General features: G+C 41.1%; 17 protein-coding genes and 1 other RNA gene. 4 read left to right on the plus strand and 14 right to left on the minus strand.

The genetic code is table 11. The features are described from left to right. Positions 1-87 precede the first annotated feature (87 nt). The 12 genes from murC to rsmI form a co-directional block, all read right to left on the minus strand. Positions 88-1,551, minus strand: a complete 1,464-nt coding sequence (murC, locus tag A6E04_RS03380; RefSeq protein WP_065609994.1) for a UDP-N-acetylmuramate--L-alanine ligase — start codon at positions 1,549-1,551, stop codon at positions 88-90. A gap of 18 nt (positions 1,552-1,569) precedes the next feature. Beyond that, positions 1,570-2,634, minus strand: a complete 1,065-nt coding sequence (murG, locus tag A6E04_RS03385) for an undecaprenyldiphospho-muramoylpentapeptide beta-N-acetylglucosaminyltransferase (RefSeq protein WP_017022639.1) — start codon at positions 2,632-2,634, stop codon at positions 1,570-1,572. Continuing rightward, on the minus strand, positions 2,618-3,820 hold the full coding sequence (gene ftsW, locus A6E04_RS03390) for a cell division protein FtsW (RefSeq protein ID WP_012551100.1): 1,203 nt from the start codon (positions 3,818-3,820) through the stop codon (positions 2,618-2,620). Before ftsW ends, murG begins: the two co-directional genes overlap by 17 nt. Positions 3,821-3,822: 2 nt before the next feature. Next, positions 3,823-5,151, minus strand: a complete 1,329-nt coding sequence (murD, locus tag A6E04_RS03395; protein WP_065609996.1) for a UDP-N-acetylmuramoyl-L-alanine--D-glutamate ligase — start codon at positions 5,149-5,151, stop codon at positions 3,823-3,825. 1 nt (position 5,152) lies between these two features. Next, positions 5,153-6,235, minus strand: coding sequence for a phospho-N-acetylmuramoyl-pentapeptide-transferase (gene mraY, locus A6E04_RS03400; RefSeq protein WP_065609998.1), 1,083 nt, complete (start codon positions 6,233-6,235; stop codon positions 5,153-5,155). After that, on the minus strand, positions 6,235-7,593 hold the full coding sequence (locus A6E04_RS03405; RefSeq protein WP_065610000.1) for a UDP-N-acetylmuramoyl-tripeptide--D-alanyl-D-alanine ligase: 1,359 nt from the start codon (positions 7,591-7,593) through the stop codon (positions 6,235-6,237). The genes mraY and A6E04_RS03405 overlap by 1 nt, the downstream gene beginning before the upstream one ends. Further along, a complete protein-coding gene (murE, locus tag A6E04_RS03410; RefSeq protein ID WP_065610002.1) occupies positions 7,590-9,071 on the minus strand; it encodes a UDP-N-acetylmuramoyl-L-alanyl-D-glutamate--2,6-diaminopimelate ligase in 1,482 nt (493 codons plus the stop codon). The genes A6E04_RS03405 and murE overlap by 4 nt, the downstream gene beginning before the upstream one ends. Before the next feature lie 7 nt (positions 9,072-9,078). Next, complete coding sequence (locus tag A6E04_RS03415) at positions 9,079-10,818, minus strand: peptidoglycan glycosyltransferase FtsI (RefSeq protein ID WP_012551105.1); 1,740 nt, start codon at positions 10,816-10,818, stop codon at positions 9,079-9,081. Continuing rightward, positions 10,815-11,141, minus strand: coding sequence for a cell division protein FtsL (ftsL, locus tag A6E04_RS03420; protein WP_012551106.1), 327 nt, complete (start codon positions 11,139-11,141; stop codon positions 10,815-10,817). The genes A6E04_RS03415 and ftsL overlap by 4 nt, the downstream gene beginning before the upstream one ends. After that, positions 11,138-12,088: a 16S rRNA (cytosine(1402)-N(4))-methyltransferase RsmH gene (rsmH, locus tag A6E04_RS03425; protein ID WP_012551107.1), complete on the minus strand. Its 951-nt coding sequence runs from the start codon at positions 12,086-12,088 to the stop codon at positions 11,138-11,140. Before rsmH ends, ftsL begins: the two co-directional genes overlap by 4 nt. A gap of 167 nt (positions 12,089-12,255) precedes the next feature. Next, positions 12,256-12,664, minus strand: an RNA gene (rnpB, locus tag A6E04_RS03430) — RNase P RNA component class A. A gap of 55 nt (positions 12,665-12,719) precedes the next feature. Further along, the gene (rsmI, locus tag A6E04_RS03435) at positions 12,720-13,583 is read right to left on the minus strand and encodes a 16S rRNA (cytidine(1402)-2'-O)-methyltransferase (RefSeq protein WP_012551108.1); all 864 of its coding nucleotides are present in this window, start codon (positions 13,581-13,583) and stop codon (positions 12,720-12,722) included. A gap of 136 nt (positions 13,584-13,719) precedes the next feature. On the opposite strand from rsmI, the gene A6E04_RS03440 reads away from it, so the two are divergent. The 4 genes from A6E04_RS03440 to A6E04_RS03455 are packed head-to-tail and all read left to right on the plus strand — an operon-like array spanning position 13,720 to position 17,070. Then, positions 13,720-15,531 (plus strand): penicillin-binding protein activator, encoded by a 1,812-nt coding sequence (locus tag A6E04_RS03440; protein ID WP_017022634.1) that lies wholly within the window; start codon positions 13,720-13,722, stop codon positions 15,529-15,531. Further along, positions 15,512-15,883: a YraN family protein gene (locus tag A6E04_RS03445; protein WP_012551110.1), complete on the plus strand. Its 372-nt coding sequence runs from the start codon at positions 15,512-15,514 to the stop codon at positions 15,881-15,883. The genes A6E04_RS03440 and A6E04_RS03445 overlap by 20 nt, the downstream gene beginning before the upstream one ends. Before the next feature lie 3 nt (positions 15,884-15,886). Further along, a complete protein-coding gene (locus A6E04_RS03450) occupies positions 15,887-16,477 on the plus strand; it encodes a phosphoheptose isomerase (protein WP_012551111.1) in 591 nt (196 codons plus the stop codon). 5 nt (positions 16,478-16,482) lie between these two features. Then, positions 16,483-17,070 carry a BON domain-containing protein gene (locus A6E04_RS03455; protein WP_017022633.1) on the plus strand — a complete coding sequence of 196 codons (588 nt, stop codon included), beginning with the start codon at positions 16,483-16,485 and terminating at the stop codon, positions 17,068-17,070. Between the two features lie 45 nt (positions 17,071-17,115). On the opposite strand, the gene sspB is transcribed toward A6E04_RS03455, so the two are convergent. Next, positions 17,116-17,571, minus strand: coding sequence for a ClpXP protease specificity-enhancing factor (sspB, locus tag A6E04_RS03460; RefSeq protein WP_017022632.1), 456 nt, complete (start codon positions 17,569-17,571; stop codon positions 17,116-17,118). Then, complete coding sequence (gene sspA / locus A6E04_RS03465) at positions 17,571-18,206, minus strand: stringent starvation protein SspA (RefSeq protein WP_017022631.1); 636 nt, start codon at positions 18,204-18,206, stop codon at positions 17,571-17,573. The genes sspB and sspA overlap by 1 nt, the downstream gene beginning before the upstream one ends. Between the last annotated feature and the right edge of the window lie 105 nt (positions 18,207-18,311).

Here is an 18,311-nt window from a genome sequence, read left to right on the forward strand (position 1 = left end):
AATGTTTGATAGCATATTATTAATACAATGAGGATTCTATCCCATTATGCGTTTTTTTCTTAGTTGTTCTAACTATTTAAACAATATTTAACCTAACTCTTTCATTGCTTGGATATTTAATTCCAATGAAGCGAGTTGTTTTGCTAATTTACCAACATCACCAGCTCCTTGTGTCAGCACTAAATCATTATTTTGAATGATGTTAGCCAAAACAGAGGGTAATGCATCAATAGTTGGAACAAATATTGGATCTAATTTACCGCGAGCTCGAATCGTACGACACAACGCTCGGCCATCAGCACCTGCAATGGGTTTTTCACCCGCAGAATAAACATCAAGCATAATAAGTACATCAACATTATCTAAAACGTTAGCAAAATCATCATACAAATCACGCGTTCGGCTATAACGGTGAGGTTGGAATATCATAACTAAACGTTTATCTTCCCAGCCTGCACGTGCCGCTTTAATTGTAACATCGACTTCTGTAGGGTGATGACCGTAATCATCGACAAGCATCGCGTGTCCATTGCCCGTTTCAAACTCACCTAACTGATCAAATCGACGCCCAGCACCTTCAAAATTGAGTAATGCGGAAAGAATCGCGCTATCTTCAACGTCTTCTTCAGTAGCAACAGCAATGGCTGCTGTTGCATTCAATGCATTATGTTTACCCGGAATATTAAGGACAATATCTAAATCTGTACGATCTTTTCTTTGTACCGTGAAAAAGCTTTTTTGACCTTCTTGACGATAATTAATTAAACGTACATCCGCATCATCGGAAAAACCGTACGTAATAACTTGGCGACTAACGCGCGGTAATAACTCTCTTACCACATCATCATCAATACACATGACAGCTTGGCCATAAAATGGCAGGTTATGAAGAAAATCAATAAAAGTTTGTTTTAACACTTCAAAGTCACCGCCATAAGTATCCATATGATCGGCTTCAATGTTAGTGACAATACTTACCATTGGCTGCAAGTGTAAAAATGAGGCATCACTTTCATCGGCTTCAACAATAAGAAAACGACTTGAGCCTAAACGGGCATTCGTTCCGGCATTCTTAACCAAGCCGCCATTAACAAAAGTAGGATCTAAACCTGCTTCTGAATAAATTTGAGTGGTTAATGCCGTTGTTGTTGTTTTACCATGAGTCCCCGCAACCGCGATCCCATGTCTATAACGCATTAATTCAGCAAGCATTTCAGCGCGACGTATCACAGGGATACGATTTTCTTTTGCTGCTACGATTTCAGGGTTAGCTTGATCTATCGCCGTTGATACAACCACCACACTCGCTTTTTCTACATTACTTGCGTGATGCCCAAAAAATATATCAGCACCCTTTTCAGCTAAACGAACAGTGACACTATTTTCTGCAACATCAGAGCCACTAATATGGTAGCCCTCATTTAATAAAACTTCCGCAATTCCACTCATACCCGCACCGCCAATTCCAACAAAGTGGATGCATTCAACACGGCGCATTTCAGGGATCATCGTTCTAATTTCAGCTAATTGTAGTTTCTGTTCTGTTGTCATTTTTTAATCTCAATTCTTTTATTTAGCGAGGCTTTTAATCGCAGTGGCAACACGTACATCTGCATCAATAATAGCTGCATTACGGGCATTACATGCCATTTCTAATAACTTAGGTCGCTCTAAACCGTTCAGTGTATCAACCAAACTCTGAACTGTTAAATCTTGTTGTTCTATCATTTTCGCTGCGCCACACTGTACAAGGTGATCTGCGTTCAATGCTTGCTGGCGATCTTTATGCATAAAAGGAATAAAGACACAGCCCACGCCTGCAGCCGAAACTTCAGAAACAGTAAGTGCTCCTGAGCGACAAACTAATACATCAGCCCAAGCGTAAGCTTCAGCCACATCATCAATAAACTCGGTGACTTTCGCTGTTGATAAACCATTCGAGTGATAAGCCTCGCTTACGCTCTCTTGATTTCCTTTGCCCGCTTGATGCCAAATCTCGACTTGATGATTCAATTTTGATAATGCTTCTGGCAAGGTCGTATTAAGAATACGCGCACCTTGGCTTCCACCCATAACCAATAAACGAATTGGACCATTTCGCTCAGCAAATCGTTCTTTAGGATGAGGCAGTTGGCAAACATCTTCACGAACGGGATTCCCCACAACTTCCGCCGTAGGGAAAGCCCCTGGAAATGCTTGAAAAACACGTTTAGCAATTTTAGAGAGCCATTGATTAGTCAATCCTGCCACGGCATTCTGCTCATGTAAAACAACAGGGATCCCAGATAACCATGCCGCAATGCCACCAGGACCACTCACATAGCCCCCCATGCCTAAAACGACATCCGGCTGCCATGCTTGAATGTGTTTTTTTGCTTGTGAAATAGCACCAAGAATTTGAAAAGGAGCGATTAATAGTTTTTTAAGCCCTTGCCCGCGTAATCCTTTCACTTTAATGAAATCGATTTCAATACCGTGTTTTGGTACGAGATCAGCTTCCATCCGATCTTCTGTTCCAAGCCAGCGGATTTCCCACCCTTCACTTTGTAATTGTTTTGCAACAGCCAATCCAGGAAACACATGTCCGCCCGTTCCACCAGCCATCACTAATAAACGTTTATTTTTGTTCTTCATTTTCACTCCGAGGTGGCTCGTTTGCTAGATAAACACGACACTCATGATCAATACGAATAAGTAAAGACACCGCAACAGACATAATAATTAAACTTGAACCGCCATAACTAATCAATGGCAATGTAAGACCTTTTGTCGGGACAATACCCGCAGCAGCACCAACATTAACTAACGTTTGGAACGCAAACCAAATACCAATACCAAACGCTAAGAAACCACCAAATCGTTGGTCATGTGCAAGACATTTTCGACCAATTAAAAGCGCTTTAAATACGAGTGCAAAAATCAAACACAACACCAAACACACACCAACAAAACCGAGCTCTTCGGCGATAACCGCAAATACAAAGTCAGTATGAGCTTCTGGTAAATATTCCAATTTTTGAATCGAATTACCTAATCCTTCACCAAACCAGCTACCTCGTCCAAACGCCATCAAAGATTGCGTCAATTGGTAACCACTACCAAACGGATCTTGCCACGGGTCAAGAAAAGAAGTAACTCGGCGCATACGATAGGGTTCAGCAAGAATAAGAACGATAACTAACGAAATTCCGCCCATCACTAACGCAATAAATTGCCAAAGTTTCGCCCCAGCAATAAACAACATCGCAATCGTAGTGACAAACATCACAACAGTTGTCCCTAAATCGGGCTGCATTAGAAGGAAAAAAGCCAACGTGATTAAGACTAATAAAGGCTTAACAAATCCACGAAAACTGTCTCTAACCTCACCATGACGTCGAACTAAATACCCAGCGATAAAAACAAATAAAGACAGTTTTGCGACTTCCGCTGGTTGTAAATTAAAAATACCTAAAGGTAACCAACGAGCGGCACCATTTACAGATTTTCCCACAACAAGAACAGCCGCAAGGAGTAAAAGAGAAATTAACAATAAATGGCTACTATACTTAAGCCATTTATTCAATTCTATACGTAAAACAATCGAGGAGATGCTTAATGCTAAAAACACAAATAACATATGTCGCATCATAAAATGAAAAGGCTGACCAGTCAGACGAGTACTGATAGGAAAAGAAGCAGAAGCAACCATCACTAAACCCGTTAACATCAAACCCAAGGCAATCCAGATCAATTGACGATCAAACATAACTTTAGGTGATGGGGTAAATACCCAATCTTGTAATGGAGAAGCTAAGTGCTTAATTCGCTCAATAACCAAAATTATTTCTCAGTTGAATAGTGTTTAGCTAATGCTGTAAATGCATCGCCTCTTGCCATAAAGTTAGCATATTGATCAAAACTGGCACATGCAGGAGAAAGCATTACCATATCTCCAAATGTTAATTCAGGGGATAATAACTCAATCGCCTCATCCATTGTTTGGCATAATCGAGATCGAGGATCTAAAGGCATGAATTGCACGCCATCCTCGCCAAAACAATACATCATTAAATCCAATTTATTCAATGCTGGCGATAATTCCGAAAAATCAGCCCCTTTACCAACACCACCAACCAACAAATGAAGTTTCCCATCAATACTAAGACCAGAAAGTGCAGCCAGTGTACTCGCCACATTGGTTGCTTTAGAATCGTTAACCCATCGAACACCATTCATTTCAGCGACAACTTGGCAGCGATGCGTTAATCCATTGTAACGCTTCAACGTATCTAATGTTTTATTGGTATTAACACCTGCAGCATCAAGTAAAGCAAGAGCAACAAGGCTGTTAGCAATATTGTGTTTACCAACAAGACCAAGCTCATTGGCAGCAATAATAGGTGTGTTATTTTTAGCTAAAAACAGCCGACCGTTTTCTTCAATGCAACCGTACTCATCACTGGTATCAAACCCAAAACTAATTAACGTTTTATCTGCTGTATCTGGGTAAGTTTCTTTATCATCACGATTAACAATACAAACATCGGCATGATCAAATACACGCAACTTAGCTTGACGATAATCTTCCATACCTTGGTATCTATCCATATGGTCTTCAGATAGATTCAAAAATGCGGCGGCTTTTAGCTTTAATGATGATGTAGTTTCGAGTTGAAAACTGGATAGTTCCAGTACATAAAGATCGGCATCTTGTTCTAATAGATCTAACGCAGCAAAGCCGATATTACCACCGACAGCGGTTTTAACCCCTGCAGCATTGGCCATTTCACCGGTTAAATCGGTGACCGTACTTTTGCCATTAGAGCCGGTAATTGCAATTACAGGGGCCGTCACTGCCCACGCAAACAATTCAATATCACCAACAACTGGCGTGCCCTTTTTAATGGCTGGTTGTAATTGAGAAGAAGCAAGCGCAATACCTGGGTTAGTAACAATAAGATCGGCGTCTAACAGCCAATCTTGTTGCCAACCACCAGAATGCAACTCAACCTGTTCAGGCAATTGTTCTTGGCCTGGTGGCGTTTCACGAGTATCAATAACTTTGACTATTAACGCTTCTGGTTGTCTCAGCAAATGCTTAACAACAGATAACCCAGTCATTCCTAAGCCAACCACAACAACGTTTTTTACACCACCAAAACCAGTCATATTAACGTACCTTCAATGTCGCTAATGCAATAAGAACCAATAACATAGAGATAATCCAAAAACGCACGATTACACGCGGTTCTGGCCACCCTTTCAATTCATAATGGTGATGAATTGGAGCCATACGGAAGATACGTTGACCACGTAGCTTGTATGAGCCAACTTGTAGAATTACAGAAAGTGTTTCTACAACAAATACACCACCCATGATAACCAAAAGGAATTCTTGACGTACTAAAACCGCTATCGTACCTAGTGCGCCACCCAGTGCTAATGAACCAACATCGCCCATAAATACTTGTGCAGGGTAAGTGTTAAACCATAAGAAACCAAATCCAGCACCGACAATCGCAGCACAGACAACAACCAACTCACTTGCTTGTGAAATATGTGGAATATGTAAGTAATTCGCAAATTGTACGTTACCTGTCGCCCATGCAATAAAAGCAAAACCAGCGGCAACAAATACCGTTGGCATGATAGCTAAACCATCCAATCCATCCGTTAGGTTTACTGCATTACTTGTACCGACAATAACAAAGTAGGTTAGCAAAATATAAGTTAAACCAAGTTGCGGCATAATATCTTTAAAGAAAGGAACAACGAGCTGTGTTGCCGCCGTATCTTTACCATAAGCATATAAAGCAAACGCAACCACTAATGCAATGGCTGATTGCCAGAAGTACTTCCAACGAGCAATCAAACCGTCCGTATTTTTACGAACCACTTTACGATAGTCATCAACAAAACCAACGGCACCATAGCCTAGCAATACAAACATGACCGCCCAAACATAAGGGTTTGTAAGATCTGCCCATAAGAAGACAGTGACCGTAATAGCCGTTAATATCATGATACCGCCCATGGTTGGCGTACCGCGCTTACTGAAATGAGATTCAGGACCATCATCACGTACTACTTGACCGATTTGAAGGTTTTGTAACCATCGAATCAGTTTAGGCCCCATCCATAACGAAATAGATAATGCGGTAATAATACTTAAAATAGCTCGAAAGCTAAGGTATTCGAATAAACGAAAAAATGGGAAATATTGCTCTAGAAAGTTAGATAACCAGATAATCATTACTGACACTCCTTAAGAGCTAAAACTACTTCGCTCATACGTGAACTATTGGCACCTTTTACTAGCACGGTAACCTCATTATGTTTAATTAATTGTAATTCTTGCAATAAATAGGCATTTAATTCGTTACGAGACTCAAAGTGTCGACCATTGCATAATTCGCTGATCACCTTGGTATCATCACCAAACGTTATTACTTGCTCAAATTGATATGGGGCAGCATATTCACCAACTTCACGGTGAAGTGCAAGGCTTTCTTTACCAAGCTCAGCCATATTACCTAAAACCAGCCAACGACTGCCATTAAAGCCACCAAGTAAGTCCACTGCGGCTTTCATCGCAGGAACACTGGCATTGTAAGTATCATCGATCACCTTCAAACCAGAAGGTAAAACCTCAACAGCAACCCTTCCTTTTACATTTTCAAGCGATTGTAAGCCTTGTTGAATATCAGCTAATGTACAGTTAGCTTGAACAGCTAACGCCGCAGCCGCTACCGCATTTGATACATTATGCTTACCAATAATCGTGAGTGAAACCACGATGCTTCCTACCGGCGTATTCAATGTAAATGAAGAAGCACCAAGACCATTGACCTCTATATTACTTGCATGAAAGTCAGCCTGATTATTTTCTTGTGAAAAACTCAATACCGTTTTGTTTTCAAATAAATCAGACCAGCGAGGCAATCCATTACTGTCTAAATTATAAATAGCCGTCGCATTTTCTTTTAGACCTTCAAAGATTTCACCTTTTGCTTTCGCAACCCCTTCTATCGAACCAAATCCTTCTAAATGTGCCGCCGCAATATTATTGACTAAGGCGACATCAGGACGAACCAGTTGTGTGGTATAAGCGATTTCATTTTGATGATTAGCGCCGAGTTCAATAACAGAGAAATCATTACTTGGTTGAGATCGTAACAACGTTAATGGCACGCCGATTTCATTATTAAAATTACCCGCTGTCGCCAACACTTCACCAGAACGTTTTAAAATAGACGCTAACATTTCTTTTACCGTGGTTTTGCCACAGCTGCCAGTTAAAGCAATGGTAAAGGAATGGCATTGCTGATGAACATATTGACCGAGTAACCCAAGCGCTTTTTCCGTATCACTAACGATCACTTGAGGTAATGAAGAATCAACCTCATGTGAAACAAGTAAAGCAACCGCACCTTGTTCTTCAGCCACTGAGACAAAAGAATGGGCATCAAATCGCTCACCAATCAGCGCAACAAACAGCCCTTGAGCCTCAATATGTCGACTGTCAGTCGACACGCTTGAAATCGAGGTATCTACCCCATTCAAACGTCCCTGACAAATGTTCGCCACTTCATTCAATGACATTAAGATCATGATGATAGTCCTAATAATTTCTGCGCAGTTTCACGATCAGAATAATGAATCGTTTCTATAGCAAGCACTTGATATTCTTCATGCCCCTTGCCTGCCAATAAAATAATGTCATGCTTACTTGCTTGAGAGAGAGCAAACTGGCATGCATCAAAACGCTGATGTATCACGTGTGCAATGTCTGGTTGGTTCAAACCGGCTAACATGTCTTTAGTAATCAAACTTGGATCTTCTGAACGAGGATTATCATCACTTAAAATAATCACATCAGCTTGTTGCTCAGCAATACTAGCCATCATCGGACGCTTGCCCGTATCTCGATCACCGCCACAACCAAATATACACCACAGCTTGCCTTCACAATGAACTCGAAGGGCTTGCAAGGCTTTATCTAAAGCATCTGGAGTATGCGCATAGTCCACAACCACTTTCGCATTACCTTCAGAACTGAAAAGCTCCATTCGTCCAATAACCGCGGTTAATTTAGGAGCAGCGTCCGCTAATTCAGTTATGTCGTAACCAAGCGATAGAAGAGTAGCAAAAGCGACTAAAATATTATTGGCATTAAACGCACCGATCAACGGAACAGAAAGATCCGCCGTTCCCCAATCAGAATTCAGAGATATTTGAATTCCATCCGTAGAGTAAATGACAGAAGTTGCAAACACTTTTTTCCCTGAATGAAAAGAAAGATTACCTTCGTTCAATGATACCCCGACAGCATTAGGCAATTCTTTTAACCAAGAAGCACCCACAGTATCATCGGCATTAATGATTGAATATTTAGGACGGTGAGAGGTAAACAACAGTTTTTTTGCTTCAGCATAATTTGCCATATCACCATGATAATCTAAGTGATCACGACTTAAATTAGTGAATACAGCAGCATCAAAATTCAAGGCATTAACACGCCCTTGAACCAATCCATGAGAAGATATTTCTAATGCGGTTAGCTTTGCCCCTATATTTTCAAGACCCGTTAATGTCTGTTGGATCTCTATTGGGCTACCCGTCGTATTTAACGCAGGTTTCAGATCGGTTAATAATCCATTGCCCGTCGTCCCCATGACTCCAGCTGGTTTACCAAGTAATGTGGCCCATTGAGCAATAATTTGCGATATGGTTGTTTTTCCATTGGTTCCAGTAATGCCAACCAACTGCATTTTTCTTTGTTCAGCATGATAAAAACGCCCAGCGACCGCGCTGAGTTTTATCGATAGCGCATCGAGATAAATAATAGGGGTCTGATCGAGAAAATTAATGGTTCCCGTCTGATTAACCTCATCACTTTGAGCCAATACCGCCGATGCTCCTTGCTTAATCGCAACAGGGATAAACTGTCGGCCATCGACCGCGTGGCCTTTAATCGCAACAAATAGGCAACCAGTGGTTACTTTGCGACTGTCCAATGTCATGGATGATATTTCTACGGCTTGATTTAATTCACACCAAGGCAACAATAATTCAGATAACTGCATCATCCTTTTCCTAATTCAATACATCGATATGTTTTACGGTACTTTCGTCTGGGGCTACATTTAATATTTGTAATGCATCTTTCATCACCTGACCAAAAATAGGCGCAGCGACTTGACCCGCATAATATTCATCGCCTTGCGGTTGATTCACTATCGTCACCAGAGCAATTCGAGGATTACTTACCGGAGCAACACCCGCGGTTACCGTCATATATTCATCACTGTAGCCACCGCGAACCGCTTTACGAGATGTCCCTGTTTTCGCAGCAACTCGGTATCCAGGAACGGCCGCTTTAGTCGCTGTACCTCCAGGTTGAGTTACCGTTTCCATCATCGCTAATACCGCTTTAGCGTGTTCACGATTAACCACTTGTTTACCCGGAGTGGGTCCCGTCGTTTTCAAAATAGAAAGCGGACGATATTCACCATAAGCACCCAATGTTGCATACGCATGAGCTAACTGAATGGGAGTAACAGAAAGGCCGTAACCAAATGCAAGAGTGGCAATTTCAAAATCAGACCAACGACGGCGATCAGGGAATATACCCGTTGCTTCACCAATCAAACTTAATCCAGAAGGATCTGCCAAACCAACCGCACTGTATTCCGCCAATAGTTCTTGTAAGGGCATATTTAACGCCAAGTGCGCCACACCGATGTTACTCGATTTTTTTAAAATAGTAGTTAAGTTCGCTTTACCCACTTTAGAGCTATCACGAACTCGACTTCCACCAATTCGCATAATGCCATTACCAGTATCCACAATCGTATTTAGGTTTGCAGTGCCACTATCAAGCGCCGCTAATACGACAAAAGGTTTAACGGTTGAGCCTGGCTCTAACGTATCGGTAATAACACGATTTCGCATTCTAAAGTTTTGTAACTGACTTCTGTCATTTGGGTTGTAAGACGGGGCGTTAACCATTGCTAATACTTCACCCGTTTTAATATCAATCATGACAACAGAACCCGACATGGCTCTAAAGTCTGAAACGGCTTGTTTAATCGCACGATAAGCAATCGCTTGTAAACGTTGATCAATACTTAACGTTAATGGCTTACCTTCTTGTTTCTCTTTTAACGAAATATTTTCAACCACTCGACCGTAACGATCTTTTCGCACTGTACGACGACCTGGTTCACCGGTTAGCCAGCCATCATAGCTTCGCTCCACACCTTCAAGGCCGTGGCTATCAATCCCCGTCACACCAATAACATGAGCACTGATCTCACCCGAAGGATAATACCGACGAGATTCCGCTTTTAAACCAATACCGGCGAGTTTTAATTTTCGAATATAAGCAGCAACCGCAGGGGAAATTTGACGCTGAAGATAGATAAAACGGCGTTTTTTATTCTTTTCTATTTTGGAGAGTAATTCGGTACGTTTTAAACCAAGAACATCAGCCAGAGCATGCCAACGATCAACTTCAACTAAACCGCCCGCTTTATAGATCGCGACAGGATCAGCCCACACCGCATCAACAGGGACACTCACCGCAAGTTGCTCATCATTTCGGTCTGAAATAATACCGCGAGCAGAAGGCATTGTCTTAACTCGAATAGAACGCATATCACCTTGTTTAATAAGGTTATCTGGTTCGATTACTTGAATATAAGCCGCACGAGCAATCAAAATAGCCAAAGCAAGAAAAACAAAAAAAACAATAACGCCAAAGCGCCACTGAATTAAAGTCGGTGGCGCTTTGCTTATACGTTTATTATTTGTCTTTCTACTTGGTAATTTCATCGTAGTTTTATTATGACTTCTTTATCCGGGGAGGGTCTTTCCATATCTAATTCACGTATGGAACGAGACTGCACTCGACTATGCTCTGCGAGTGCACTTTCTTCTAATATCAAATTTCGCCATTCACCATCTAAAATATCTTTCTCAAGTAATAAATTTTCACTTTTCACGGCCATTTGACGAGTATTATGAGTGATAAGAACAACACCAATAGCACTGATAAAAAGAAACATTAATAAGATCGAGTGAAAACGGCCTACACCTATTAAGTCTAGACCTATCATTTTAGTTAAACTGGATTGTGATGATGCTTTGTGGCTCATAAGCGCTCAGCGATACGTAGAACAGAACTACGCGAGCGAACATTAACATCAACTTCATTAACGGTAGGTTTAATGGCTTTACCAATAGGCTTCATTTTTGCACTGCCTAATGCTTTAATTTGGTTTTCAGTCAGAGGAATACCATGAGGGACTTGTGGACCTCTGCTTTCTTTACGAATAAAGTGCTTAACCATGCGATCTTCTAATGAATGAAAACTAATCACAGACAAACGTCCACCCTCAGCAAACACATCAAGAGCGCCATTTAACGCCGTATCAATCTCATCCAATTCACTATTAATATAAATGCGGAATGCTTGGAAAGTACGAGTCGCAGGATGCTTTTTCTCTTTAAAATTCTTAGGCGCAACATCAGAAATTAATTTAGCGAGTTGACCAGTACGAGTTAACGGCTCATTCTCTTCGTTATCACGGTAAGCAACAATACCTTTAGCAATGCGCCATGCGTGCTTATCTTCGCCAAACTCACGAATAACCCAAGTAATATCTTCAACATCGGCAGTCAATAACCATTGAGATACCGGCATTCCAGAGGTTGGATCCATACGCATATCTAATGGGCCGTCTTTCATGAAGCTAAAACCACGGTCTGCATCATCGAGCTGTGGTGATGACACACCTAAATCAAGTAAAACACCATCAATTTGTCCCACTAAACCTAACTCTTCAACATACCCTTTTAGACCCGAGAATGGTCCATGAATAATGTTGAATCGAGGATCCGTAATGGTTTTCGCTTCAGCGATTGCTTGAGGATCACGGTCTATACTGTACAAACGTCCGTTTTCACCTAATCGAGATAAAATTTGACGACTATGACCACCGCGACCAAAAGTACCATCAATATAGATACCATCAGGTTTAATCGCTAAACCATCAATAGATTCATGAAGAAGAACGGATACGTGTTGAAATTGTTCAGACATAGTGAGTATTTACTACCGTAATAATGAGAATAAGCGACTGAATTTTAGCTAGAAGTGTAAACTAAAAATACAGTGGTGTGTGTCAAATTAGTGATAATTCTAAACCAATGTAGCAGAAAGCACAAAGCCCACCATAAGACTACCGAAATAGTTTTATGGTGGGCTAAGTTAGGAGCCGACATATAAGCCGGGTTCTGTCCCGCTTGCGCGGTGGTAACCATTCGTCTAGGCCTGCAATCGCTCACAGGCTCAAGCAATCTACCCGCCCCCAAACACGAGCAATGCTATGTGAGGGCCTATTTGATCTTGCTCCGGGTGGAGTTTACCTTGCAACGCACTATTACTAGACGCCCGGTGCGCTCTTACCGCACCCTTTCACCCTTACCTGTGCTTACTTCCCTATCCCGAAGAATAAAAGAAGATTAAGCCATCGGCGGTTTTCTCTCTGCTGCACTTGTCGTAGGCTTGCGCCTCCCAGGCGTTACCTGGCACCCTGCTCTATGGAGCCCGGACTTTCCTCCCCTTCACCAGTTTCCCTAAGGACTTGAATGAAGCAGCGATTACCGAGTCAGCTCCTGAAGCGAATGATATAAGAGTCAGTTATAACTTACCACCCTTTTTCTCGATTCTCTTAATCTAAATGCTCTAAACCCCATTTGTATAGGGCATTTTTCTTCACTCCGTGTATTTCAGCCGCCATCGCCGCTGCTTTTTTAAGCGGAAGCTCTTTTACAAGGATAGAAACAGAGCGAGTTGCTTCAAATGGCAGTTCATCTTTCGCTTCACTTCTAAAACCATGGATAAGTAAAACCATCTCTCCACGCTTGCGATTTTCGTCTTCTTTAACCCATTCAATCAACTCACCCAGTGGTGCGCCATAAATGGTTTCATATCTTTTTGTTAATTCACGAGCCAAGACAACCTGTCGGTCAGCACCAAGTACTGTCAACATGTCGTCTAATGAATCCATAATTCGATGTGGTGATTCATAAAAAATACACGTACGTTCTGCTTGTGCTATTTCTTCAAATTTATCTCGACGACCTTTACTTTTCGGGGGTAAGAAACCTTCAAAACTAAATCGATCAGAAGGTAAACCAGCAGCCGACAATGCAGTAATAACAGCACAAGCGCCAGGTAATGGGACAACATTGACATTTGCTTGACGACAGCGGTTTACTAAGTGGTAACCTGGGTCACTGATCAGTGGCGTTCCCGCATCTGAGACAAGAGCAATAGATTTACCTTCTTGTAATTTACTGATTAGAAGGTCTGCTTTATGCTGTTCATTGTGATCATGTAATGCAAACGTTTGACTAGAAATGCCAAAATGAGACAATAACCTGCCTGTATGTCGGGTATCTTCAGCCGCAATCAAGTCTACGGATTTTAAAACATCCAAAGCGCGTTGGGTTATGTCGCCTAAATTACCGATTGGGGTAGGTACAATGTACAAAGTTGCAGCCTCTACCACAGATAAATTGTGATCTGTCATTTGTTTACTATCTCTTCTGCGATTAATATAGGGAATATAAGTAGACATCACTATAATGAAAATAATATTTTAGCTGTTCGGGTGATTCGCATCCATAGTAAAAACAGCCCTTTTAAGTAGGACCAGTATATTACCCATGGCAAATATGACCTTTAGAAAGAACAGTGTAACACGCCTTGTTGCTCCTGTAGCCTTAGCGCTAACATTAGCCGCGTGTTCAAGCTCACCGACATCCCCTGAGCGTCTTGATATCACTCAATCGCCATCAGAAACAAGTTCTGCTTATATTCTAAAAGCCGATCAGCAACAAGGTAACTTACAAGCTGACTTACTTATCATGGCATTGAAGGCCGCGGTACAAGAACAGAATACAGAGCTCTCTAAAAATTTACTTACGCGTTTAGCTACGATGGATTTATCCCCAGCTCAAATCGCTGAGATTCAGTTAATAAAAGCAGAGCAACTGAAGTCACAAAATAAATACACTCAAGCGTTGCAAGAACTAAATTTTGAAGCTTGGTGGAAACTAGAAAACTCACAATGGATTGAGTACTACGAACTTCGTCATGAACTGTATTTATTTAATGGCGACAATCTGAATGCGGCAAGAGAGCTCATTCAATTAGAACCTTTTAAAGCCCAAGATCAAAAAGCGCAATTATGGTCACAAGTATGGACGAATATTTCATCACTAAATAGCGCAAGCCTTCAAGCAATACAACTTGACGAAAAAGAAAACATTCTTCATGGCTGGGTCCAATTAGCAACCTATTCAGACACGCTAAAACATTCTCCTGTTCGTTTGCAGCAAGCATTTAAAGACTGGTTACAAGCAAATCCAATGCATCCTGCAGCGACTTACACTCCACAAGAAGTATTAGATATATTAGCATTAGATATTGTTCGTCCAGAGCATGTCGCTTTACTTCTTCCTTTGACTGGTCGCTTTGGACCACAAGGTATGCGTGTACGCGATGGCTTTATTAATGCCATGATGGAAGATAAAGAACGTGACGATTTCACTACATTAAAAATTATCGACACTCAAGTAACCCCAATGTCAGAGATTCTTCCTATCCTTGATAAAGAGCAAATTCAATTTGTGGTTGGCCCGCTAATTCGCAGTGAAATTGAAGAGTTTCAGACCTTAAATTCAGCAGACATTCCGCAACTCGCGCTTAATATTCCAAGCGAAATTAATGTTGATAAAAACAGCTGCTATTTCACTCTATCTCCGGAACAAGAAGTAGAGCAAGCAGCCATTCACTTATTTAAACTTGGTCACAAACATCCCTTGTTTCTTGCTCCGCAAGGAAGAATGGGTGAACGTTTGAATCAAGCATTCAGTGATAAATGGTTCCAATTAACGTCACAAAAACCATCGACAAGTTACTTTGGTTCAAAAGCACAGTTACAACAAAAAGTGAACAGCGTATTTGGCCTTGAAAGCAGCCAAGCTCGTATTTACCAAATGAACGCCTTAGCTGGTATTGATTTAGAATCTCAACCACGCAGTCGTCGCGATATTGATGCGGTCTATATGATTGCAACCAGTGGTGAATTAACGCTACTAAAACCATTTATTGAAGTGGCGATTAATCCAGGTATTACACCACCTAAATTATACGCAAGTTCACGCAGTAACAATGGACGTCAAACACAGCTAGCTGAAATTCGTGGTGTTGAATTCAGTGACATTCCACTACTGACAAATGAAAACCACAGTTTTAATGTTCAGTTTGAAAAACTATGGCCTGACAGCAGTAATGGTGAAACTCGACTTCACGCACTTGGTATGGATGCTTACCAACTAATTACCGAATTACCACAGATGAAAGCGGTGGATAATTATCAAATGGAAGGTAAAACCGGTGAGTTAAGCATTAACCAAGAATGTGTGATTCAACGAAAAATGAGTTGGGCTATTCATGGAGAAGAAACCGAATAAACGAATTAAAGGTGAATATTATGAGTTGATGGCAAAGCGCTATTTAGAGACACATCAACTCACATTCATCGAGCGTAATTTTTATTCAAAAACAGGAGAGCTCGATCTCATTATGCGAGATCGAGATTCTTTCGTTTTTGTCGAAGTAAAATACCGAGCATCTTCAAATTACGGTTCTGCTCAAGAAATGGTAACATGGCAAAAACAACGCAAGTTACAAAGAACCGCTCTCTTCTGGCTAATGAAAAATGGCCTCTCGGTTGAACACACATCTTTTAGATTTGATGTAGTTGCTATCCACTCTCAAGGTCAGGACATCAACTGGATCAAAAATGCTATTGTTGAAGGGTAAACAATGCTAGAACATATCAAAGAAAGCTTTACTGAAAGTATTCAAATCCAGATTGCGGCTGCGGAAGCACTCCCAGATCATATTATGCATGCTTCTCAAGCGATGGTTTCAACGCTATTGAACGGCAATAAAGTGCTCTGCTGCGGTAATGGTGGTTCTGCATCAAATGCTCAACAGTTTGCCTCTTGTTTGCTAAACCGTTTTGAAACAGAACGACCAAGTCTTCCTGCCATGGCATTAACGGCTGATACATCAACATTAACGGCGATTGCAAACGACTATAACTATGATGAGATCTTCTCAAAACAAGTGAGAGCATTAGGCCAACCTGGGGACATATTATTAGCCATATCAACAAGTGGTAATAGCCAAGACATTCTAAAAGCAATGGAAGCCGCCGTAAGTCGCGACATGACAATTATTGCACTAACAGGAATGGATGGTGGTGTAATGGCTGGTTTATTAGGTGAATCAGACGTTGAAATAAGAATACCATCACACCGAGTAGCTCGAATTCAAGAGGTTCATTTAGTTACATTGCATTGTATTTGTGATCTTGTTGATCAAGTCCTCTTCCCACAGCACACAGAGTAAATATCATGAAAGCCTTTAAACTAAGTGCATTGTTGCTCTCTATCGTACTGTTGCAAGGCTGTGCAGGACTATTTATTGCTGGTGCGGCTACCACTGCTTCTGTTGTTACTGACCACCGAAGCATGAAAGAACAATTATCAGATAAGAATCGCGCGTTAGAAGCGACGGGATTAGCAAATAAATCCCCTTACCAATACAACATGAGAGTAAGTGCTGTTGCTTATGACGGTAAAGTATTGCTTATGGGGCAGGCAAAAGACAAAGAGATAAATCAACAATTTGAGCAACAAGTAAAAACAATTAAAGGCGTTAAAACCGTTTATAATCAAATTCGAATTCGCCCTTTATTAACTTTCACTCAAATTAATAATGACAGCTGGATCACAACCAAAGTGAAATCGTCATTGTTAGCCGATTCTGAATTAAATGGGATTAAAGTGAGCGTCTACACTGAAGCTCAGGAAGTATTTTTGGTCGGCTTTGTCACTGAAGAGCAAGGCAATTTAGCAGCCGATATCGCACGAAACGTAACCGGTGTTAAAGGGGTTATAAAAGCGTTTGAATATGGCCAAGGCGGCAGTGTTGAAAAGTAGATAAATAAAGACATACAAAAAAGCCTGCACATATGCAGGCTTTTTTTATTTGACGACTCGTAAACTCGGACGACCACTTGGGCGTGGTGGCTCGGGTTTATCATCAGATAGCGTATTTTCAGTTGAATCTAATGATTCTTCTTCGAAGATACCTTCATCTGCATCCATCTCATAAGCTTCTTCAGGTTCAAACATAGTCCCAGCACCATTCTCACGGGCATAGATAGCTTGAATTGCATAAATTGGCACAATGATCGAATGAGGACGACCGCTAAAACGAGCATTAAACGTTACCGCTTCGTTTCCCATTTCTAAATTACCAACAGAGTGAGGGGCAGTATTTAAAATAATCTGTCCATCTTGGATAAACTCTTCAGGTACACGAACACCATTCATAGTGGCATCAACAACAAGATGAGGAGTCAACTCGTTATCTACAATCCATTCATAAAAAGCACGTAATAAATATGGGCGACGAGGCATCATAGAACTAATATCCATTAGTTCGTTAGACGCATTTCACGTTCAATTTCAGTTAAAGATGCTAGGAATGAATCTCGTTCAAATACACGATTCATATACACTTTCATCTCTTTAGAACCCGGACCAGATAACTCAATACCCATAGAAGGTAAACGCCATAACAGCGGAGCTAAATAACAGTCAACTAAGCTAAATTCATCACTCATGAAGTAAGTGTACTCAGCGAAGATAGGACCTAACATCAATAAATCATTACGCAATTTAGCACGTGCCGCTTCTGATTCTTCAAAAGTACCAGTAGCAATGATCTTAGCCAATGAGTACCAGTTAGTTTCAACACGGTGCATCATCAAACGACTATTACCACGAGCGACAGGATAAACAGGCATCAATGGCGGATGAGGAAAACGCTCATCTAAGTATTCCATAATGATGTTTGAGTTATATAGTGCAAGCTCGCGGTCAACTAATGTTGGAACCGTTTTGTAAGGGTTTAACTCTACAAGTTCTGCAGGTAAGTTGGATGGTTCAACCAATTCAACTTCAACACTTACTCCTTTCTCAGCCAATACAATGCGTACTTGGTGACTGTACATGTCAGAAGCGTCTGAAAAAAGCGTCATTACTGAGCGTTTGTTGGCAGCAACAGCCATTGAGCCCTCCGGTATTTATCTAAGGAGCAAAAAGCACCATTTTCTGGTGCCAGTCAGCTAATTTTTTTATAACATTCGTATAAAAATAAGTAGTGACACAAAAAC

Origin of the sequence: Aliivibrio logei (assembly GCF_001691055.1) — a bacterium.
GTDB classification, from domain to species: Bacteria; Pseudomonadota; Gammaproteobacteria; order Enterobacterales; family Vibrionaceae; genus Aliivibrio; species Aliivibrio salmonicida.